This window comes from Uliginosibacterium aquaticum (genome assembly GCF_012972705.2).
GTDB classification, from domain to species: Bacteria; Pseudomonadota; Gammaproteobacteria; order Burkholderiales; family Rhodocyclaceae; genus Uliginosibacterium; species Uliginosibacterium aquaticum.
In genome coordinates this window covers 754,154-775,612 of sequence record NZ_JABCSC020000001.1, presented here as the reverse complement: position 1 = coordinate 775,612, position 21,459 = coordinate 754,154, and the positions used below count along the sequence as shown (strand labels likewise).

The 21,459-nt window shown below is 62.1% G+C and carries 16 protein-coding genes; 12 read left to right on the top strand and 4 right to left on the bottom strand.

All coding sequences use genetic code 11. The annotated features are described in order from the left end of the window. The first annotated feature begins 1 nt into the window (after nt 1). From gspJ to gspE, 5 genes are all read left to right on the top strand, one after another. Complete coding sequence (gene gspJ / locus HJ583_RS03545; RefSeq protein WP_101941501.1) at nt 2–592, top strand: type II secretion system minor pseudopilin GspJ; 591 nt, start codon at nt 2–4, stop codon at nt 590–592. Continuing rightward, nucleotides 589–1,485 (top strand): type II secretion system minor pseudopilin GspK, encoded by an 897-nt coding sequence (gene gspK / locus HJ583_RS03540; RefSeq protein ID WP_170020543.1) that lies wholly within the window; start codon nt 589–591, stop codon nt 1,483–1,485. Before gspJ ends, gspK begins: the two co-directional genes overlap by 4 nt. A gap of 136 nt (nt 1,486–1,621) precedes the next feature. Further along, on the top strand, nt 1,622–2,407 hold the full coding sequence (locus HJ583_RS03535) for a PDZ domain-containing protein (protein WP_170020541.1): 786 nt from the start codon (nt 1,622–1,624) through the stop codon (nt 2,405–2,407). Beyond that, nucleotides 2,404–4,563, top strand: a complete 2,160-nt coding sequence (gene gspD / locus HJ583_RS03530) for a type II secretion system secretin GspD (protein WP_170020539.1) — start codon at nt 2,404–2,406, stop codon at nt 4,561–4,563. Before HJ583_RS03535 ends, gspD begins: the two co-directional genes overlap by 4 nt. After that, the gene (gene gspE / locus HJ583_RS03525; RefSeq protein ID WP_170020537.1) at nt 4,560–6,041 is read left to right on the top strand and encodes a type II secretion system ATPase GspE; all 1,482 of its coding nucleotides are present in this window, start codon (nt 4,560–4,562) and stop codon (nt 6,039–6,041) included. Before gspD ends, gspE begins: the two co-directional genes overlap by 4 nt. 155 nt (nt 6,042–6,196) lie before the next feature. On the opposite strand, the gene HJ583_RS03520 is transcribed toward gspE, so the two are convergent. The 4 genes from HJ583_RS03520 to HJ583_RS03505 form a co-directional block, all read right to left on the bottom strand. After that, a complete protein-coding gene (locus tag HJ583_RS03520) occupies nt 6,197–7,936 on the bottom strand; it encodes a dipeptide ABC transporter ATP-binding protein (protein WP_254048199.1) in 1,740 nt (579 codons plus the stop codon). A 20-nt stretch (nt 7,937–7,956) separates the two neighbouring features. Continuing rightward, nucleotides 7,957–9,114 (bottom strand): ABC transporter permease, encoded by a 1,158-nt coding sequence (locus HJ583_RS03515; RefSeq protein WP_217423250.1) that lies wholly within the window; start codon nt 9,112–9,114, stop codon nt 7,957–7,959. Then, nucleotides 9,111–10,097, bottom strand: a complete 987-nt coding sequence (locus HJ583_RS03510) for an ABC transporter permease (RefSeq protein ID WP_170020533.1) — start codon at nt 10,095–10,097, stop codon at nt 9,111–9,113. The genes HJ583_RS03515 and HJ583_RS03510 overlap by 4 nt, the downstream gene beginning before the upstream one ends. 72 nt (nt 10,098–10,169) lie before the next feature. Continuing rightward, nucleotides 10,170–12,074 carry an ABC transporter substrate-binding protein gene (locus HJ583_RS03505; RefSeq protein WP_170020531.1) on the bottom strand — a complete coding sequence of 635 codons (1,905 nt, stop codon included), beginning with the start codon at nt 12,072–12,074 and terminating at the stop codon, nt 10,170–10,172. Nucleotides 12,075–12,518: 444 nt separating this feature from the next. Between HJ583_RS03505 and HJ583_RS03500 the strand changes: the two genes are divergently transcribed. The 7 genes from HJ583_RS03500 to dnaE all read left to right on the top strand — a co-directional run bounded on the left by HJ583_RS03500 (nt 12,519) and on the right by dnaE (nt 21,397). Further along, nucleotides 12,519–13,550 (top strand): HD-GYP domain-containing protein, encoded by a 1,032-nt coding sequence (locus HJ583_RS03500; protein WP_170020529.1) that lies wholly within the window; start codon nt 12,519–12,521, stop codon nt 13,548–13,550. A gap of 5 nt (nt 13,551–13,555) precedes the next feature. Then, the gene (locus HJ583_RS03495; RefSeq protein ID WP_170020527.1) at nt 13,556–13,909 is read left to right on the top strand and encodes an Hpt domain-containing protein; all 354 of its coding nucleotides are present in this window, start codon (nt 13,556–13,558) and stop codon (nt 13,907–13,909) included. A 9-nt stretch (nt 13,910–13,918) separates the two neighbouring features. Continuing rightward, a complete protein-coding gene (locus tag HJ583_RS03490) occupies nt 13,919–14,530 on the top strand; it encodes a lytic transglycosylase domain-containing protein (protein ID WP_170020525.1) in 612 nt (203 codons plus the stop codon). A 244-nt stretch (nt 14,531–14,774) separates the two neighbouring features. Then, on the top strand, nt 14,775–15,731 hold the full coding sequence (locus HJ583_RS03485; protein ID WP_217423248.1) for a Bug family tripartite tricarboxylate transporter substrate binding protein: 957 nt from the start codon (nt 14,775–14,777) through the stop codon (nt 15,729–15,731). 65 nt (nt 15,732–15,796) lie between these two features. Further along, nucleotides 15,797–16,291, top strand: coding sequence for a tripartite tricarboxylate transporter TctB family protein (locus HJ583_RS03480; RefSeq protein ID WP_170020523.1), 495 nt, complete (start codon nt 15,797–15,799; stop codon nt 16,289–16,291). A gap of 2 nt (nt 16,292–16,293) precedes the next feature. Beyond that, nucleotides 16,294–17,790, top strand: coding sequence for a tripartite tricarboxylate transporter permease (locus HJ583_RS03475; RefSeq protein WP_170020521.1), 1,497 nt, complete (start codon nt 16,294–16,296; stop codon nt 17,788–17,790). An 88-nt stretch (nt 17,791–17,878) separates the two neighbouring features. Then, nucleotides 17,879–21,397, top strand: a complete 3,519-nt coding sequence (gene dnaE, locus HJ583_RS03470) for a DNA polymerase III subunit alpha (RefSeq protein ID WP_170020519.1) — start codon at nt 17,879–17,881, stop codon at nt 21,395–21,397. Nucleotides 21,398–21,459 lie beyond the last annotated feature (62 nt).

The following is a 21,459-nucleotide window of genomic DNA, read 5'->3' as shown; positions in this document are numbered from 1 at the left end:
CATGCGCAACCGCGGTTTTACGCTTATCGAAGTCATGGTCGCGCTGGCCGTATTCGCCATCGTGAGCCTGCTCGCCTGGCGCGGGCTGGATCTGATGACCACCTCGAAAGCCCGCCTGGATGCTGAAATGCGCGGCTGGCGCGAGCTGGAAATGGTGTTCGAGCGCCTCAACATGGATCTCACCCAGATCGCGCCACGCAGCTGGACTGACACCGATGGGCGGGTTCGCTCGCCGGTGCAGGGCCAGATGTCGGACTCCGGCGAATCCTGTCAGCTCGATCTGCTGCGCTTCGGCGCCGACCAGGAACCTATCCATGCCCGCTATCGCCTCACCAAGGGTCGCCTGGAGCTGGAGTTCCCCGTCTTCGCCTATTCCGCAGCAGCCTCCCAGCCGGCCGCCAGCGAGCAGAAGCCTAATCTGCTGCTCGAAGGCGTGAGCGCCTGTTCGCTGGAGTTCATCGATCGCAGCAATGCCAGCCACAAGAAATGGCCGACCGAAGACCTCGCCGACATGACTCGTCCACGAGGTCTGCGCCTGCACCTCACCCTTGAAGGGCGCGGCGAATTTGCCCGCACCTACTACCTGCCATGAACGCCGGCCGCCCTGCTCCGCACGCCCAGCGCGGCGTCGCGCTGATCGTCTCGCTGCTGGTGGTGGCCATCGTCGCCGCAATGGCCTTGCTGTTCACTGCGCGCCAGCAACTGTGGATGCGCCAGATCGAGAATCGCAACAACTTCAGCATGGCCCAGGGTGTCGCCATTGCCGCCATCAACATGACACGCCTGACGCTGCGCGATGACGCTCGCAACAACCAGGTCGATCACCTGCTCGAGCCATGGACCATCCCGATCCCACCGGTGGCCGTGGAAGAAGGCCGGGTTGGCGGGCGGATTGCCGAGATGCAGGGCAAGCTCAACCTCAGCAATCTGCTACCCGCTACCAATACGGCGGTGAAGGAAGACGACCCCAAGTTGCAGCGCGCCGCCAGCGCCCTCAGCGTGAGCACGCGTGATCTGGCCAGCTTGCTGACCCAGTTCGTCGCCCTGCGCAAACGCGAACCCAACAGCACCCCTGAACTCAGCGAATTGCTGCGCCTCGCAGCGCTCTCGGCCGACAAGGCCGAAACGCTCAAAACCCGTCTGGTGATCCTGCCGGAGAAAACGCCGGTGAATGTGAACTTCGCCAGTGCTGAGGCGCTCCAGGCCAGTATCGAGGGCCTGAGCTCGGGAGACGCCTCCAGCCTCGTCGCCCGCCGCACTGGTAACCCCTACCTGAGCATCGAAGACTTCACCAAGGCCCTGCCGGAGAGCCTGCGCAGCAAGCTCGACCGCCAGGCCGTGGACGTTCAGAGCCGCTATTTCATGATCTATATCGATGCCTGGTTCAACGAGATGCACATGGGCTTTGAAGCCCTCGTCCAGCGCAACGGCAAGGACACGCCCAGCATGCTGTGGATGCGACGCAGCAGTCTGAGCCAGTCCTGAAGACTTTGTGACCGAACCCATATCCTTGCAGCCCGGAAACCGCTAAATTTTCGCCGTGAATATCAGACTCCCTTTCCGACTCCATCGGCCCGCCTTGCGCTGGCGCCCCGACGCCCGCTTCCTCCAGCGCGCGCTCATGGCCCTGACCTTCCTGCTCTTGTGCTGGGCGCTCTCCAGCCTGCTGGCGACCCTGCTTGGCTGGCGCAGCAATGAGCCCGCCCTGAGTCTCGCCGCGCCGCCGACGGAAGACGGTGCCAGCGGCCGTCGCGCCCTTCTGCGCTGGTTCGAGCAAGCCCAGGAAGCCGCCCCGGTCAGCCCGCTGGCCAGCCTGCAGCTGATCGCCGTCATCGCCGGGCACAACGGCGTGGCTCTGATCGGTGGCATAGAGGCCAGTCCGGTCGCCGTGCAAGCCGGCAAAGAAGCCAGGCCGGGCCTGCGCCTGGTCGAAGTACAGGCCGATCGCGCCATCTTCGAGCAAGCCGGCGTACGCAACGAACTTGCCTTCCCGCCCGGCGCCACCGCCACGGTCGGCAACCTGCTCAGCCCGGCCCCGGCAGCACCGCCTGCCGTAGTGCCGGTGAAGCCAGCAGCCAGTGCCCCCGCCAAACCCAGCCCGGCCACCAGCGTGTCGCGTGGGCGCCTCGCCTCGATCGCCCAGAGCGGCAATCTCGGCGCCTGGGACAAGGGCCTTGCAGCCTTCCCGGATGGCGGCATCCGCATCACCGCCGCGGCCGAACAGCCCCTCGCCCAGATCCTTAATCTGCGCGATGGCGACATCATCCGTCAGATCAACGAGCGCGAGATCGGGCAGCTTGCCGACATCTCCCTCGTCTATCACTACTTCAGCCAGACCCAGGACGTCGATCTGCAGATCCTGCGGGACGGCAAGCCCGTGCATCTCCAGTACAAAATCCAGCCATGAAAATCAAAACCATCGCCGCCGCCACCCTGCTGTGTTTTGCCTTGTCGGCCCATGCGGCAGACGAGCGGGTGACGCTCAACTTCGTCAACTCCGATCTGGAAGCCACGCTCAAGGCCGTCACCGTCATCACCGGCAAGAGCTTCGTGATTGATCCCAAGCTCAAGGGCACGGTGAATATCGTTTCCAACCAGCCGGTAGATCGCAATCTGGTGCTACCTATCGTGCAGAGCGCGCTGCGCCAGCAGGGCATCACCCTGATCGACAACGGCACGGTAGTGAAGGTGCTCGCCGAGGGGGATGCCAAGCAGCACGGCAGCCAGATCGTCGGCAAGGGCGCGATCCCGACGGGCGACCGCTTTGTGACCCAGGTCTATCCGCTACGTTACGAATCGGCCACCCAACTCGCCCAGGTGCTACGCCCGATGCTTGGCAACAACAGCGTAATCGCCGCCTACCAGGCCGGCAACGTGCTGGTGATCAACGACTACGCCGAAAATCTCTCGCGCATCAATCGTTTGCTGGAACACCTGGATCAGCCCTCGGGCACCAACGTATTCCAGATCCCGGTCAAGCACGCTTCGGTGCAGGACGTAGCCCAGAACCTCGCTCGCCTGATGCCGGAAGTGGTGCTGCAAGGCACCGCAGCACCGGTGCCGGTGCCCGATGGGGTCAAGCGCGTGCTGCTGATTACCGACACCCGCAGCAGCCAGCTCATCGTGCGCAGCGACAGCTCTGCCCACACCGAGCAGCTCAAGCGCATCGTGGAGATGCTCGACCAGCCGGGCGCCACCGGCAGCAGCATGAACGTGATCTACCTGCGCAATGCCGAAGCCACGCGCCTGGCCACCACCCTGCGCGGCATCCTGACCGGGCAGGACAGCGGCAGCACCAACTCCAGTCTCTCAGGCGGCGGCTCCTCGGGCAGCAGTGGCAGCAGCACAGGCAGCAGCGCCTCGACCACCGCCGCGTCTTCAGGCGTGCAAAGCGGCCAGAGCACCGGCAACACGGCCACCTCGGTCAAGATCGACGGTGTGAACGTGATGATCCAGGCCGACGCGGTCACCAACTCCCTGATCATTACCGCGCCGGACAAGATCTACCGCGACATCCGCGCCATCATCGAGAAGCTCGATGTGCGCCGCGCCCAGGTTTACGTCGAAGCCATGATTGCCGAGGTGAATGTTTCCAAGACCGGCGAATTTGGCTTCCAGTGGATGGTCGCCGGCGGCAACAACAACCTGACCGGGGGACTGATCTCCTCGATCTCGGGGGGGGCCAACAGCATTGCAACCATCGCCAATGGCCTCATTGCCGGCAGCGCCACCGTTCCGGAAGGCGTCAACATCGGCGTGTTCAACGGCGACCCAACCAACGGTACCGCCACCCTGGGCCTGCTGGCCACTGCGATCCAGAAGTCCGGCGACGGCAATGTGCTGTCCACGCCGAACCTGCAGACCCTGGACAACGAAGAAGCGCGCATCGTGGTCGGCCAGAACATCCCGATCATCACCGGCACCCAATCCTCCACCGGCTCCAACCAGAACCCCTTCACCACCGTGGAGCGGCGTGACATCGGTATCAAGCTCAAGATCAAGCCGCAGATCTCCGAAGCCGGCGCAATTACCCTGAACGTGGCTCAGGAAGTCTCCAGCATCGATACATCGGTGAATACCAGCGGCACCGGCATTGCCACCAAGGTGCGCACCATCGAGACCAAGGTGCTCGTCGATGATGGCCAGATCGTCGTACTCGGCGGTCTGATCGATGACCGTCAGTCCACCACGGACAACGGCATCCCGATCCTCATGGACATTCCCTACCTGGGCAATCTGTTCCGCTACCGCACCCGCGAGCGTCAGAAGGTCAACCTGATGGTCTTCCTGCGTCCGGTGATCCTGCGTGACAGCACGGCCAACAACAACCTTGCCAACGAACGCTACGCCTATCTGCGCGCGCGCCAGGCTGAGTACAGCCCGGAAAGCAGCTGGGTACTGCCGAATTTCCCGAACACCCAGTTGCCAGAGCGCGACAGCCTCGTCAAGGGCAAAGGGCTCGATCCGGACCGCACAGTGCCGGCCACAAACATTCCGGCCCCCGCCAGCGAAGCACTCCAGGCAGCCCCCAGCGCTCCCGCCGAGGCGCCCAAAGCACCATGAGCGAGCGCCTGATCAGTTTTGCCCATGCCCGCGAATACGGGCTGTTTGATGGCGACCCGAATGAGGATGGCCAGTTACCGGTGTGCTTCCGTGAAGGCGGCGACTTCGGCATGCTGGCCGAACTGCAGCGTGTCGCGGGACGCCCGCTGGCGCTTGAAGTGCTCCCGGTGGAACGCTTCCAGCAACGCCTGAGTGAAGCATTCAATCAGGGTGGCACGCGGGCCTCGCGCATGGTGGAGGACATTGCTGACTCGGTCGACCTCTCCAGCCTGCTCGAGGAAATGCCCGAGACGCAGGATCTGCTTGAAGCCGAGGAGAATGCCCCGGTCATCCGCCTGATCAATGCCCTGCTCACCGAGGCCCTGCGCGAAGGCGCCTCCGATATCCACTTCGAGCTCTTCGAATCCCGCGCCACGGTGCGTTTCCGTATCGACGGCGCATTGCGCGACGTGATCGAACCGCAGCGTGGCCTGCATGCGGCCATCGTGTCGCGGATCAAGATCATGGGCGGTCTGGACATCGCCGAGAAACGCCTGCCGCAGGATGGCCGCATCACCCTGCGCTTGGCCGGCCGGCCGGTGGATGTGCGAGTGTCGACGCTACCCACCGCCCACGGCGAACGCGTAGTGCTGCGCCTGCTCGACAAATCCGCCAACCGGCTGGATCTGGACAGCCTGGGCATGCCGCCGCAAACGCTCACCCGTCTGCAGGGCCTGCTTGCCCAACCGCACGGCATCCTGCTGGTCACCGGCCCCACCGGCTCGGGCAAGACCACCACACTGTACGCGGCACTGGCGCAGATGGATGCGCGCGAGCTGAACATCATGACGGTCGAAGATCCGATCGAGTACGAACTCGACGGCATCGGTCAGACCCAGATCAACTCGCGCATCGAGATGAGTTTCGCGCGTGCGCTGCGGGCCATCCTGCGGCAGGATCCGGACGTGATCCTGATCGGCGAAATCCGCGACCTCGAAACCGCCCAGATCGCCGTGCAGGCCTCGCTCACCGGCCACCTGGTGCTGGCCACCCTGCACACCAACGACGCGCCAAGCGCGATGACCCGTCTGGTAGACATGGGCGTCGAACCCTTCCTGCTGGCCTCATCCAGTATCGGGGTGCTCGCGCAACGCCTCGTCCGCCGTCTGTGTCCGGCTTGTCGGGTAGCCTACGAGCCTGATGCGGCCGAGCAAAAGCTTCTCGGCATCGGCCCCGAGCACCTTATCTACCGTGCCTGTGGCTGTGAGGCTTGTGCCCAGACTGGCTACAAGGGTCGCGGCGGCATCTATGAGCTGATGGTTTTCGACGAGAACACGCGCAGCCTGATTCACGACGGCGCCAACGAGCAAACCCTGCGCAGTCACTCTGCCGCGCATGGCATGCAGAGCCTGCGTGAAGACGGTTTTGCGAGGGTCCGCGCGGGCTACACGGCCGTGGACGAGATCCTGCGCGTCACCCGCAGTGAGTCTGGCGACTGAAAAGCTGAACGCCCGCCCCAAAGCCGGCTAATGCCGGCTTTTTTCTTGCCTGCGGCTCAGGGCTCGGAGGCGTGACACCGAACATCAAATCGCCATCCCCCAGACGAAAAAAAGCCACCCGAAGGTGGCTTTCTGTTTGCCGAATACGGCGCGAATCAGGAGCCGGACAGCTGGATGCCGGCAGCAGCGGCATCGTAGCGGTGACGATTCACGATGCGCTTGTCGCGCGGGTGGGTACCCGGCACGGCGGAGATCAACGCCTTGGTGTAGGGGTGATCCGGGTTCGAGCAGATCTTCTCTGCCGGACCATGTTCCACCACCTGCCCCTTGTACATCACGGCCACGCGGTCGCAGAAGTAACGGATCACGCCGATATCGTGCGAGACCAGGATGAACGAGAGGTTCAGCGTGTCTTGCAGATCCAGCAGCAGATCCAGCACTTGCGAGCGCAGGGTCACGTCCAGCGCCGAGGTTGCTTCGTCGGCGATGATCAGACGCGGACTCAGAGCCAGTGCGCGGGCGATACCGATACGCTGACGCTGACCACCCGAGAAGGCGTGCGGGTAACGTTCCATCGCGCCGGCCGGCATACCGACCATGGCCAGCAGCTCTTCGGTACGCTTGCGCAGCGCTTCACCCGTATGGGTGCCGGCCACCAGCAACGGCTCACCAACGATCTGGCCGATCGTCATGCGGGGGTTCAGCGAAGCGAACGGATCCTGGAACACCATGCGGATTTCACGGTGGACCTGGCGCAGCTCATGCGTACCAGCCTTGGCCAGATCGGCGATGCGGCCATCAGCCATGCGGAACAGCACTTCACCGCCGGAGCAGGACAGCACGCGGATCACGCAGTTGCCCAGGGTGGTCTTGCCGGAGCCGGATTCGCCCACGATACCCAGGTTCTCGCCTTCGAACACGTCCAGCGAGACGTTGTCCAGAGCCTTGAACGGGGGGTTCGGCTTGCCCATGAAGTTCGAACGGGCCGGGTAAATCTTCGACACGTTGCGGATTTCCATCAGCTTCTTGTCCGTCACACGCGAACCGCGAGCGGCACGGGCCGACGTTTCCAGCTTGCGCACGGAGTCGATCAGGGCCAGCGTGTAGGGGTGCTTGGCTTCGTAGAAGATCTCTTCAGCGGAACCGAACTCCAGCATCTTGCCGTTCTGCATCACGCCGATTTCGTCAGCGATCTCAGCCACCACGCCCATATCGTGCGTAATGAACAGCACGGCCATGCCGTAGGAGGTCTGCAGTTCCTTGATCAGCGCCAGGATTTCAGCCTGGGTGGTCACATCCAGAGCGGTGGTCGGCTCATCGGCGATCAGGATCTTCGGGTTGCAGGCCAGCGACATGGCGATCATGGCGCGCTGACGCATACCGCCCGAGTACTCGAAGGTGTACTTGTCGATGGCAACCTGCGGGTTAGGAATCTCCACGCGGCGCAGCAGTTCGATAGCACGGGTGCGAGCTTCGGCCATGTCAACGTTCTGGTGCAGCAGGATGGTTTCGCAGATCTGGTTGCCGATGGTGTGGATCGGCGACAGCGAGGTCATCGGTTCCTGGAAGATCATGGAGATTTCATGACCCCGGATGGAGCGGATTTCCTTGCCGCGCTCGTGCAGCTGAGCGAGATCGACACCCTTCGGATCCTTGCCGTAGTACATCATCGAACCACCCTGGATCTTGCCGGGAGGATCAACAATCTGAAGGATGGAGCGCGCCGTCACCGACTTGCCCGAACCCGATTCGCCCACGATACACAGCGTCTTGCCGCGCATCATCTTGAAGCTGATGTCATCAACGGCCTTCACAGCCTTCTCGCCCGTACCGAAGTAGGTGCGGAGGTTGCGAACGTCGAGAATGATGTCGCTAGTTTGGTTTGCAGTATTCACGTTATCAACCAATCCTGGAATTAATGCGAGTACGGGTCAGCAGCATCACGCAGACCGTCACCGAAGAAGTTCATGGCCAGCACGGCGAGCACGGTTGCCACGCCAGGCAGGAACAGCCAGGGAGCAGCCGAGATCACGCTGATCTTCTGTGCGTCCTTGAGCAGCACGCCCCAGCTGATTGCCGGCGGCTGCAGACCAAGACCCAGGAAGGACAGGGTCGTTTCAGCCAGAATCATCGACGGGATGGCCAGCGTCACTGCAGCAATCACGTGGGAGGCCATCGAGGGCAGCATGTGACGGAAGATCACACGGCCTTCGGAACAACCGTCCAGCTTGGCAGCGATCACGAACACTTCACCGCGCATGGCGAGGAACTTGCCGCGCACAACCCGTGCGAGGTGGGTCCAGCCGATCAGCGAGATGATCACCGTCACCGAGATATAGACCAGGTGCGGCGGCCAGTTACGCGGCATGGCAGCAGCCATCGCCAGCCAGATCGGAATGGTCGGCAGCGACAGGATGAATTCCACCACGCGCTGGATCACCCAGTCGATCTTGCCACCGTAGTAACCCGAGATACCGCCGAGCACGATACCCAGCACGGTCGACAGGATCACGCCGATCAGACCCATGGAAAGCGTGAAACGCGCACCGTAGATCACACGCGAGAACATGTCGCGACCCAGGCGGTCCGAACCGAACAGGAAGACCTTCTCGCCTGCTTCAGCCGGCCCGAAGAGGTGGAGGTTGGTCGGCACCAGACCCAGCATCTTGTACTCGAAACCGGGCACGAAGAAGCGCAGGTAGGTCTTCTCGTCGGAATCGACATAGGTCGGCTTCAGGGTTTCCGGATCGCGGGTCAGCTTGAACTTGGTCACGTAGGGCTTGAAACCATCGAACTTGACCATTTGCGGCGGCTGATAAACCGTGCGCGAGCTCGGATCTTCCGGATCGAAGGGCGACAGGAACTCTGCGAACACCGCCACGACGTACAGGAAGGCCACGAACATCATGCTCCAGTAAGCCACTTTGTGCTTCTTGAAGCGGGCCCACATCAGCTCCCACTGCGAGGCGTATTCGATACCGCCACGCAGGTTGGCCATATTGACCGTTGCGGCCGCCGGTTCCGCCGCGGCGGCAGCGGCCACGGTCGTTGCTTGTTTGTTTTCTGCGCTCATTGTTCCAACCTAATACGCGGATCGAGGATGACGAGAAGGATGTCGGAAATCAGGGTGCCGACCACGGTCAGCGCACACACCACCAGCAGAATCGTGCCGGAGAGGTAGATATCCTGAGACATCAGGGATTGGAACAGCATCGGGCCAACGGTTTGAAGGTTCAGCACGATGGAGGTGATCACAGCGCCCGAAACCAGGCTCGGCAGGATCCAGCCGATCGAGGACACGAAGGGGTTCAGGGCGATGCGCACCGGATACTTCAGCAACAGCTTGGTTTCGGACAGGCCCTTGGAGCGGGCGGTCACAACATAGGGCATGTACAGCTGGTCGATCAGGTTGGCACGCAGGATACGGATCAGGCCAGCGGCCGATGCTGCACCCATGATGATCATCGGGATGATCAAGTGCTTGCCAAGGTCAGCCACACGAGCCAAGGACCACGGGGCGTTCTGGAACTCACTGGAGAACAGGCCGGTTACGTCCATGCCGTAATACTTCTGGGCGATGAACATCATCACCAGGGCCAGCAGGAAGTTGGGCACTGCCAGACCGATGAAACCCACGAAGGTGAAAACATAGTCGCCAATCGAGTAACGCTTGACGGCGGAGTAGATGCCGATCGGCAGGGACAAGGCCCAGGTGAACAGCATTGCGGAAAGGGACAGGATGAGGGTCAGGCCGATACGCTCGCCAACCAGATCCTTAACGGGGGATTGCCATTCGAAGGAATAGCCAAAGTCACCCGTCACAACCCCTGTGATCCAGTGGAAATACTGGACGATCATCGGTTGATCAAGACCAAAGCGATGACGCAGTTCAGCCATCTGGTCAGGAGAAAGGGTTTCGCCAGAGGAGGCCACCATGGCGGCATAACTGTCGACGAAGTCGCCCGGAGGCGCCTGAATCAGGAGGAATACCGTCAGCGACACCATGAACATGAATGGAATCGCCGAGAGCATGCGTTTGAATATGTAGTTAAGCACGGCTTGACTCTCTAAGAAGACCTCGGGAAAGGGGGGCTCAGGGGCCGGAGCCCCCGAGCTTTTACAACAGGATTACTTGTTGAACGACCAGGTCGCCGGCAGGGTCGGAGCCGGGTTCGGCCAGGTCCAGCCGTCAGGCATGGCTACCGGAACGTTCGACAGCTTGGCGCTGCGAACACCCGCGTTGGGAGCCGGAGCCACGGTACCGATGACTTCGAACTCGTTGGCTGCTTCTTCAAGGATCTGCTTGAAGAGGCCATCTGCTTCAGCCATGGTCTTGGCACCTTGCCACTTTTCGTACAGGTCCAGGCGCTTCTGCATGCTGGCGGAAGGCTTTTCACCCTGCTTGCCATCAGTCAGATAGTACTTGGTCCATTGCAGGCTCATACGCGACTCTTGCGGATGAATAGCCAGCCACGGGCGCGGGTTGAAGGTCGGATCCAGACCGCCCGAGAACACATCCATCGAGATGTCGTACTGGTTGGTGTTGGCACGATCGTAGAACAGCGAGCGCTCGGACGAGTTGATCACTAGCTCGATGCCCACCTTCGAGAAGTGCTTGCGCAACAGCTCGGCGGTTTCCATCAGGGAGGCGTTCGAGATCATGACGATCATGCCCATCGACACGCGGCCACCGTCAGGATACGTACGGAAACCATCAGCGCCCTTCTTGAGGCCCAGCTTGTCGAGCAGCTCTTCCGACTTCTTCAGATCCAGATTCAGATACTGAGTAGCCAGCTTCTCGTTGTAGAACTTCGAAGCCTTCTGCGGGCCGGACTGCCAGGGGTGAGCCTGACCCAGATACACGATGTCATTGATTTCCTTGCGGTCAATGGCGTGCGACAGGGCAATGCGGAAGTCCTTGTTGCGGATCAGCTTCTGCAGCTTGGCGTTGGTGGTCGAGTGGTTCAGCCACAGACCGCCCTGGTTGGCGTTGATACCAGCGCCGGAAACCAGCTTGTAGCCGCCCTTGGCTGCGTTCTCGGCCAGCACCGGACGGTTCTGGATCGAGGAGATGTGACGCATCTGGAAGTCCAGCTGGCCGTTGATGGCTGCCAGCAGGATGGTTTCCACTTCGGAGATCACCTGGAACTGGACGCGATCGATATAGGGCAGCTGATTGCCCTTGTCATCCACCTGCCAGAAGTAGGGGTTACGCTCCAGCACGACCTTGGTGGCCGAACCCGAATACGGATCCTTGATGACCCACGGATCCATCACCGGACGAGCCGGATTGCTCCAGCGCGACGGGATTTCCAGGTCGCCACAGTACTTGCGCAGCAGACCAGCCCAATCCTTCAGGTTTTCGGCCTTGGCCTGGTCGGCCACCTTGGCGTTGTACTTCGGGTGGAACTGGCTGCAGTACTTCTTCTGATACATCGTCGGGTACTGAGCAACCGGAGTTGCCAGCTTCTCGAGGAAGGGCAGATAGGACTTGGCAAACTTGAAGACGACGGTGAAATCGTCGGTCTTGGTCACTTGCACACCCACACCACCCGGCTGGAAGTCGGCCGGCAGTGCGTTCAGGAATTCCTTGTTGGCCAGCACATCGTTCATGGAGAACAGGATGTCGTCGGCGGTGAAGGGCGTACCGTCAGACCACTTGGTGCCCTTGCGCAGCTTGAAGGTATACACGGTAGCGTCAGCATTGACGTCCCAGCTCTCAGCCAGGTTCGGCACAACCTTGTTGAAACCGGTAGCTTCCCAGCGCACCAGCGACTGGTTACCGATCAGCTTCACAATATTGTTGTGGTCGTTGTTGGCGCGCATGGCGGTACGCAGAACGCCGCCATACTGGCCCGTACGCTCCAGAGGCTTAACAACCTCGGGCTTCTCGGGCAGGCGCTGATCGACAGGCGGCAACGCCTTGTTGTTCGCCAGCATCGGGGCCTGTTGGTAGGCCATTGCCAGCGAAGGTACGGCGACTACGGCGACCGCTGCAACGGCAACCGCGATACGAGAGGGAATAAACCTCATCACGTCCTCCTAGTTGAAATTACCGGTTAGAGAGAGTCTGTGCAGCACCCGGACACACTGCGCGCGCCTAGTATAAGCACAAACCCCAATTAATCCTACCATCAAGACTTTTTATCCACAGGGCAAAAAAAAACCACGACGCTGCTGCTGCCCCGCATCGCATATTCCCGATGCTGCATCGTCATGACCCGCCCTTTCTGGACCCCTGCGACGGATGAACCTTAGCCCCGCAGAACCGCCCTGAACTTGTGCAAAGTCAATTCTGCCACGATTTCTTCAGGGTTTACCCTAGACCACGGCAAATATGTCACAGTGCCGTGCAATGCCGCACTGCAACAAGCTTTCCGGGCAAGCCGCCCTTCGTCAAAGAGCGTGTTTCTCAAGCCCTTTCACCTTGCGCCGATAAGAGAGGGGAAGCCTCCCTGCTTGCGCCATCACCACCCCATGAACATCGCCATCATTGAAGACACGCCGGTCAATCTAGTGGTGATGCAGAGCCTCATCAAAAGGCTGGGCGATCACGACTGTCTCGTATTTTCCGACCCGGAACTTGGCCTGGCCTGGTGTCTTGATAATGCCCCGGACCTGATCATCGTCGACTACATGATGCCGCGCCTGGACGGCCTCGAGTTCGTACGCCGCTGCCGGGCCACGCCGGATTTGCGCGATCGTCCGATCCTGATGGTGACTGCAGCCGCTGAGAAGGAAGTGCGCTATGCCGCACTCGAAGCCGGTGCCACCGACTTTCTTACCAAGCCAATCGACCGCAACGAATTCAATCCGCGCGTGCGCAACATGCTGCAATTGCGCGCCAGCATGGCCGCCACCAGCCTGCGCGCCGATGAACTATCGATCGCCGTGCGGCGTGCCACCGAGGAAATCCACCTGCGCGAGCGCGAAACCGTCATGCGCCTGGCGCGTGCGGCCGAATTCCGCGATCCGGAAACCGGCTCGCACATCCTGCGCATGGCGCACTACTCGGCGATCATCGGTTACCAGCTGGGCATGCCGGAAGAGTTCGTCGACCAACTCCTGTCAGCGGCTCCAATGCACGATGTGGGCAAGCTCGGCACTCCGGACCACATCCTGCTCAAGCCCGGCAAACTCAGCCCGGAGGAAATGGAAATCATGCGCCAGCATGCGCTGATCGGTTACGAGATCCTCAAGAACTCCAGCTCCCCCGTACTGCAGATGGCCGCCGAGATTGCCCTGAACCACCATGAGAAGTACGACGGCAGCGGCTATCCACAGGGTAAGGCGAGAGAGGAAATCCCGATCGTCGGTCGGATCGTGGCGGTGGCAGATGTCTTTGACGCCCTCACCTCGGAACGTCCCTATAAGCCGGCATGGGATCTGGAGCGCGCTCGTGCCCATCTGGAAGCCGGCCGCGGCAACCATTTCGACCCTCGCTGTGTAGATCTCTTTCTGGCCAGCTGGAACGAAATCATCGAGATTCACAACATTTACCAGGACTGACGCGCATGTCTACCACGCCCCCCCCAATCAACCGCCACTGGGTTCTTGAGCAGATCGGCGACGACGAAGATCTGCTGCGCGAGATCGCCGCCGTGTTCATGCTTGATTCGCCGGACCTGCGCCAGCGGCTGGCAGACTGCCTCAGCAGTGGCGACGCCGCGGCGCTCCACGCAACGGCTCACTGCGCCAAGAGCGCGGTCGGCAACTTCGGATCGCCGCTCGCCGTGGCCGCCGCGGTGGCGCTTGAAGAGGCAGCTCAAACCGGCGACACTGCGGCCTTGCCCGCACTGACAACCCAGCTTTGCTCAGCCTTGCTGAGTGTGGAAGAGGCCTTGCAGCGGGAGGTCCTGAACTCATAATTTCCCCTGATGAAACCAGCCCTTGCCCAGCCGCTGCTGCTCGTTCTGCTCGCCCTCACCTCCCCCGCGCGCGCCGATGTGTACGGTTTCATCGATGAGCGCGGTGTACACAATTACTCGGACATTCCCTCGGACCCGCGCGCCCGCCTGCTCTGGCGTGATCTCAACGGCCCGAAGGCCATCGGCATCCCTTCCAGTGCAGGCCTGATGAAAAGCCTGCCGGCGGAGCTGGTGCGCCATATCGAGGCAGCGGCCAGTGCCCATTCCATCGATGCCGTCCTGCTCAAAGCCGTCGTCGCCGTCGAAAGCCACGCCAATCCGAAAGCCCGCTCCCCCAAAGGCGCGATGGGTTTGACCCAGCTAATGCCGGCCACCGCCGCCCGTTACGGCGTGCGTAATGCTTACGACGCACGCCAGAATCTTGATGGTGGCGCGCGCTACCTGCGCGATCTGCTCAAGCTCTTCAACAACGACGTGAAGCTGGTGCTGGCCGCCTTCAACGCCGGGGAAAATGCCGTCATCCGCTACGGCCACAGCATCCCACCCTACGCCGAAACAAAACGCTACGTTCCAACCGTGCTGGAGCAGATGGCCATCTTCAGGCGCCAAGCCCGCTCCTGAATACCTGCCGTCGCAAAGCAGTACGACGGCGCAATGACCGCCCGCCCCCAGCGGCCAGGGATTTTCATCTTCACCGGACCATGATCCGGCTCGTGACGGAGCCCGGTGCCTGGTCTGGCCCCCGTGCGCGCCGGGCGCTGCGACCGGGCAAACCCTAGTTCAAATCCATCACGTATCTGCCGCTTAATGCCAGGGTGTGCCCTCGACGGCACACCTGCCCCATAACAGATACAGAGAGACCATCATGCCCGTCATCCAGATTGCCCGTCGCATGGCTGGGCTGCTGGCGCTTGTCGCCATCAGCGCCCACGCCCAGGTTGATTCCATCAAGATCATGGCCCCCGCCAATCCCGGTGGCGGCTTCGACACCATTGCCCGCACCCTCGGCGACGCCTTGAAGGCCTCCGGCCAAGCCAAATCGGTGGCGGTAGAAAACAAGGCCGGAGCGGGTGGCGCGATCGGCCTCGCCCAGTTCATCAACACCGAAAAAGGCAGCGGCCACTCCTTGATCGTGGCTGGTGCCGTTACTGCAGCATCAGTGGAAGCCAACAAATCGCCGGTCAATCTCTCGATGGTCACACCGATCGCTCGCCTGATGGGCGAATACAACGTGATCGTGGTGCCGGCCGCCTCACCCTTCAAAAGCATGAAGGATCTGGCTGCAGCCATGAAAGCCAATCCCGGCGCGGTGGCAATCGGCGGAGGCTCGGCCGGCAGCGTCGATCATGTGATGGTGGCGCTGATTGGTGAAAAGCTCGGGGTCAGCGCCGACAAGGTCAATTACGTCGCCTTTGCCGGCGGTGGTGAGGGCAAGGCGGCCATCCTCGGCAGTCAGCTGGCCGCCTATGTCAGTGGCTATGGTGAGCTGGTGGATCTGATCAAGGCCGGCAAGCTGCGCGCCATCGGCCTCTCGGCGGAAACCAAGCAGGCGGACATCGAGGTACCGACCTTCAAGGAACAGGGCATCGATGTGGTGATGTACAACTGGCGCGGCGTGTTTGCCCCCGCCGGCATCAGCGAGGCGCAAAAGAAAGCGCTGGTCACAATGGTCGAGGCCGCGCTGAAGGACCCGGCCTGGAAGAGCAAGGCAGACAAACTGGAATGGCTGGACCTGTATCAACCGGCCGAGCCCTTCAAGGCTTTCGTCGAAGCGGAATCGAAGCGCCTCAAAACCGTCATCGGTGGCCTCAAGCTGAACTGATCTCGACCGCCCAGGGCTGGCCTGCCACTCCCGGGCGGCAGCCCTGCTCCACCGGAGGCTTTTCCATGACCCACTGGCCCGGCCGTCATCAGGCCTACCTTGCCATTGGCGTGATCGTGCTCGGTCTCGCCATGGCCCTGCAGATCACCCAGATGCCCACTGGCGGCGGCTACGCCAGAGTCGGGCCAAACTTTTTCCCGGGCCTCATCGCGGCGGGGCTGATCATTGCTGGCGGCGCCTTGCTGCTCAAATCCACCCGCTCGTTGGGCCATGCCAGCCCGACGGACGAAACCGGCGACGAAGGCGTGCCGCCCGTACCGGAAGCAGAGTGGCGCGGCTTTGCCCTGGTTTCCGGCACCGTACTCGCCCACCTAGCCTTGATCGGCCTGATTGGCTTCACCCTCTCGGCCTGGCTGCTGTGCTACGGCATCTGCCGGGCACTGGACACACCGCGCCGCACGCTTGATCTGATTCTCTCGCTGGGCTTGGCTCTCGGCCTGTTCCATACCTTCCGCGCCCTGGGCGTCAACCTGCCTGCCTTCATCCCGGGAGTGCTGTAAACATGGAATCCCTGAACGCGCTGTTTTCGGTCGGATTCGCTACCGCCCTGAGTCTGAGTAACCTGCTCTGGGCACTTCTCGGTTGCAGCCTGGGCACCGCCATCGGGGTCTTGCCCGGCATCGGTCCGGCCGCCACGGTAGCCCTGCTGCTGCCGCTAACCGCCGGAGTCGAGCCCACCGGGGCGCTGATCATGCTTGCCGGCGTGTACTACGGCGCCATGTTTGGTGGCTCGACCACCTCCATCCTGCTCAACACCCCGGGCGAAGCCGGCAGCATCATCAGTGCATTGGAAGGCAACAAGATGGCCCACGCCGGGCGCGGCGGGGCGGCATTATCCACCGCCGCCATCGGCTCCTTCGTGGCCGGCACCATCGCCACCGTGCTGCTGACCCTGCTCGCGCCGGTCGTGGCCGATCTCGCCCTCAAGCTGGGGCCCGCCGAAAATTTCGCGATCATGGTGCTGGCCTTCGTGGCGGTCTCGGCCGTCGTCGGAGACATGCCGGAAAAAGGCTTCGTGGCGCTCTTCATTGGCCTGGCGCTAGGCATGATCGGTATCGAAGAGCAGTCCGGCCAGGCCCGCTTCACCTTCGGCATCCTCGAACTCACGGACGGCATCGATATCGTGGTGGTGGCCATGGGCCTCTTCGCAGTCGGCGAAACCCTCTACACCGCGACCTACGAGAACCGCATCAAATCCAGACTGGAACGCATCACGGGTTCGATCTGGATGAGTGCCGGCGACTGGCGCCGCTCCTGGAAGCCCTGGCTGCGCGGCACCCTGATCGGCTTTCCCTTCGGCACCATCCCGGCCGGCGGCACCGAAATGCCGACTTTCCTGTCCTATTCCACCGAAAAGAAACTCGCCAGCCACCCGGAGGAATTCGGCAAGGGCGCCATTGAAGGCGTGGCTGGCCCCGAGGCGGCCAACAATGCGGCCGCCACTGGCACCCTGGTGCCTTTGTTAACGCTCGGCATCCCCACCTCGGCCACCGCCGCGATCATGTTGTCAGCCTTTCAGCAGTACAACATCACGCCCGGTCCGCTGCTCTTTGATACCAATCCGGAGCTGGTCTGGGGGCTGATCGCCAGTCTCTACATCGGCAATGTCATGCTGCTGGTGCTCAACCTGCCGCTGGTGGGAATCTGGGTACAGTTGCTGCGCATCCCGCGCCCGCTGCTCTACGGCGGCATCGTGGTGCTGGCCACGCTCGGGGCCTATTCGCTGCGCCAATCCTGGTTCGATCTGCTGCTTCTATATATGGTGGGCGTACTCGGCTTTGCCATGAAACGCTTCGAGATCCCGGTGGTGCCACTGATCGTCGGCCTGATCCTGGGGCCGATGGCCGAGAAACACTTCCGCCGTGCCATGACCATCAGCCAGGGCGATATCACCACCTTCTTCACCCGCCCCGGTTCGCTCACCATCCTGATCATCGCCGGCCTGCTGCTGGTGCTGCCCCCTTTGCTCAAGCAATGGCGGGCCCTGCGCCGAGGCTGAGGTCTGACACCCGGAGCCTCACCAGAACGGCGCTCAGAGCTGTGCATTTACAAGCCGAAGCGCCGCCCCCTCGGGGTAAAATCAGCGGATGCCCGAGATCACCCCCCACGCCCCCGCCTTCGTCCACCTGCGCCTGCACACCGAGTTCTCGATCGAGGACGGCATCACGCGCATCGACGATGTAATTGCTGCGGCGGCCAAAGATGGTCAGCCCGCCCTGGGCATCTCGGATCTGGCCAACCTGTTCGGCATGGTCAAGCACTACAAGGGCTGTCGCGCCAAAGGCATCAAACCGGTCATCGGGCTGGACGCATGGATCACCAACGATACCGAACGCGACAAGCCCTTCCGTGTGCTGCTGCTGGTCAAACACCGCGAGGGCTATCGCCAGATGTGCGAAATCCTCTCGCGTGGCTTCAATGAAAACAAGCACCGTGGGCGCGCCGAAATCCGTCGTGACTGGCTCACCGCCGAATCCGCCTCGGGCCTGATCTGCCTTTCCGGTGCACAGCAGGGTGATATCGCCGCGGCCATCGCCTCCGGCAACCTGAAAGCCGCCGAAGCACTGGCGCTGGACTGGGCGCAACGCTTCCCGAACAGCTTCTATATAGAAGTGCAGCGCGCGGGCCATGCCGGCAACGAAAACTACGTTCAGGCCGCCCTGCATCTGGCCGGCGAAACCAGCCTGCCGGTCGTTGCCACCCACCCGGTGCAGTTCCTCAAGCGTGAAGACTTCAAGGCCCACGAGGCCCGCGTGTGTATCGCCCAGGGTTACGTCCTCTCTGATACCCGCCGGCCCAAGCCCTTCACCGAAGAGCAATATTTCAAGAGCCAGGCCGAAATGGTCGAACTCTTTCACGACATCCCGGAAGCGCTCGAAAACTCGGTCGAGATCGCCCGCCGCTGTTCGCTGTCAGTGGTGCTGGGCAAGAACTACCTGCCGCAGTTCCCCACCCCGGACGGCATGAGCCTCGACGACTTCCTCGTCTTCGAAGCCAAGCGCGGGCTGGAAGAACGCCTGCTCGAGCTTTACCCGGACGAAGCCACGCGCGACCGGGAACGCCCACGCTATTACGACCGCCTCAAGTTCGAGACCGACACCATCGTGCAGATGGGCTTCCCGGGCTACTTCCTGATCGTGGCGGACTTCATCCAGTGGGGCAAGAACAACGGCGTGCCGATCGGCCCGGGCCGGGGTTCCGGCGCCGGCTCGCTGGTGGCTTACGCCCTGAAGATCACCGATCTGGACCCCACCGCCTACGCCCTGCTGTTCGAGCGCTTCCTGAACCCCGAGCGGGTGTCGATGCCTGACTTCGACATCGACTTCTGTCAGGAAAACCGCTACCGCGTCATCGACTATGTGCGCCAGCGCTACGGTCACGATGCCGTCTCGCAGATCGCAACCTTCGGCACCATGGCCTCAAAGGCCGTAGTGCGCGACGTCGGCCGCGTGCTGGACCTGCCCTATGGCCTGTGCGATCGCCTGTCCAAAGCCATCCCGGTGGTGCAGAACAAGCCGCTGGGGCTGGAGGAAGCACGCGAAGCCGAGCCTGCCATCAATGAAATGATGAACGACAGCTCGGACGGCGAATCCGTCTCCGAGCTGTGGGAGCTGGCCCTGCCGCTCGAAGGCATGACCCGCGGCGTCGGCATGCACGCCGGCGGCGTGCTGATCGCGCCGGGCAAGATCACCGATTTCTGCCCGATCTACCTGGCGGACGGCGACGACGCAGTGACCGTGTCGCAGTTCGATAAGGACGACGTCGAAGCCATTGGCCTGGTGAAGTTCGACTTCCTGGGTCTGCGCAACTTGACGATTATCGAGCTGGCGCTCAAATACGTCGAAAAGCTCACCGGCTCGCGCCCGGACCTGATGAGCCTGGGCTTCTCGGACCCTGCCGCCTACCAGATCCTGAAAGATGCCAATACCACGGCAATCTTCCAGGTGGAATCGGACGGCATGAAGAAGCTTCTGAAGAAGCTCGGCCCCGACCGCTTCGAAGACATCATCGCCGTGCTCGCGCTCTACCGACCGGGTCCGCTGGGCTCAGGGATGGTGGACGACTTCATCCTGCGCAAACAGGGCAAACAGGAGATCGACTACTTCCACCCGGACCTGAAAGCCTGCCTGGAACCGACCTACGGCGTAATCGTGTATCAGGAACAGGTGATGCAGATCTCGCAGATCATCGGCGGTTACACGCTGGGCGGCGCGGACATGCTGCGCCGGGCGATGGGCAAGAAGAAAAAAGAGGAGATGGACAAGCACCGCGCCACGATTGCCGAGGGCGCGGCGAAGAAGGGCTACGATCCGGCACTGGCCGAACACCTCTTCGATCTGATGACCAAGTTCGCGGAGTACGGCTTCAACAAGTCGCACACTGCGGCCTACGCCGTGGTGACCTACCACACGGCCTGGCTCAAGGCTTACCACTGCTCGGCCTTCATGGCCGCGACCATGTCGTCGGACCTCGACAACACCGACACGGTCAAGATTTTCTACGAAGACACGCTCGCCAACCGGATCACCGTGTTGCCGCCGGACGTGAATCACTCCAACTACCGCTTCGAACCCGTGGATGCCAAGACCATCCGCTACGGCCTCGGCGCCGTGAAAGGCTGCGGCGAGCCGGCCGTGCTGGGGATTCTCGCCGCGCGCGAGAAGGGCGGACCGTTCAAGGATCTGTTCGACTTCTGCGCCCGCATCGACCGCCGCGCAGCCAACCGCCGCGTGGTCGAGGCGCTCGTGCGTGCTGGCGCACTGGACACCATCGCCCCCCTCACGGAGGAAGGCAAGCCTCATCGCGCCAAGCTGCTGGCCAGCGTCGGCGTAGCCATGGAAGCCGCCGACCAGGCCGCCGCCAGTGCGGGCCAGGGCGGGCTTTTCGACATGGGCGACGGCCCCTCCGAAATAGCGCCTGAATACATTGAGGCACGTGTCTGGAAGGAAAAGCAGCAGTTGATGGAAGAGAAACTCGCCATCGGCTTCTTCCTCTCCGGCCACCCCTTCAACAGCGCAGCCCCCGAAGTGCGCCGTTTCATCCGCACACCGCTCTCCCGCATAGAACCCAAGCGCGAGCCACAGATGCTGGCCGGCGTGGTGACGGGGCTACGCATCAAGATGGGCGCCCGCGGCAAGGTGGCTTTCGTCACCATCGACGATGGCAGCACCCCGCTGGACGTGACCGTGTATGCCGAAGTACTGGATGCCAGCAAGGGCAAGATCAATCAGGACGAGGTACTGATCGTCGAGGGCAAAGTCTCCAACGATGACTTCACCGGCGGCTTCCGCGTGATCGCCGAACGCCTGATCACGCTGGGTGAAGCGCGTGGCCGCTATGCCCGGCTGCTGCGCCTGTCCATTAACGGTGAGGTGGCCAAGGCCGGTGGTGGCCCAGCCGCCGTGCGCCAGTTGCTGGACCTGCTCGGAGGCTATCGCGGCAGCCGCGATGAAGGCGGTTGCCCGATCCGCATCCGCTATCGCAATGGCGCCGCCGAAGGAGAGTTGCCACTGGGTGAAAACTGGCGCGTTCGTCTGGAAGACCCCCTGCTTGAAGGCCTGCGCGAATGGCTCTCGCCCGAGAGCGTGGAAATCATTTACCAGTAGCACTTTCGTACATATTGCTGTGTAGCATCTTGTCGACAGGCAGCTATCCTTTCGTCCGGTTT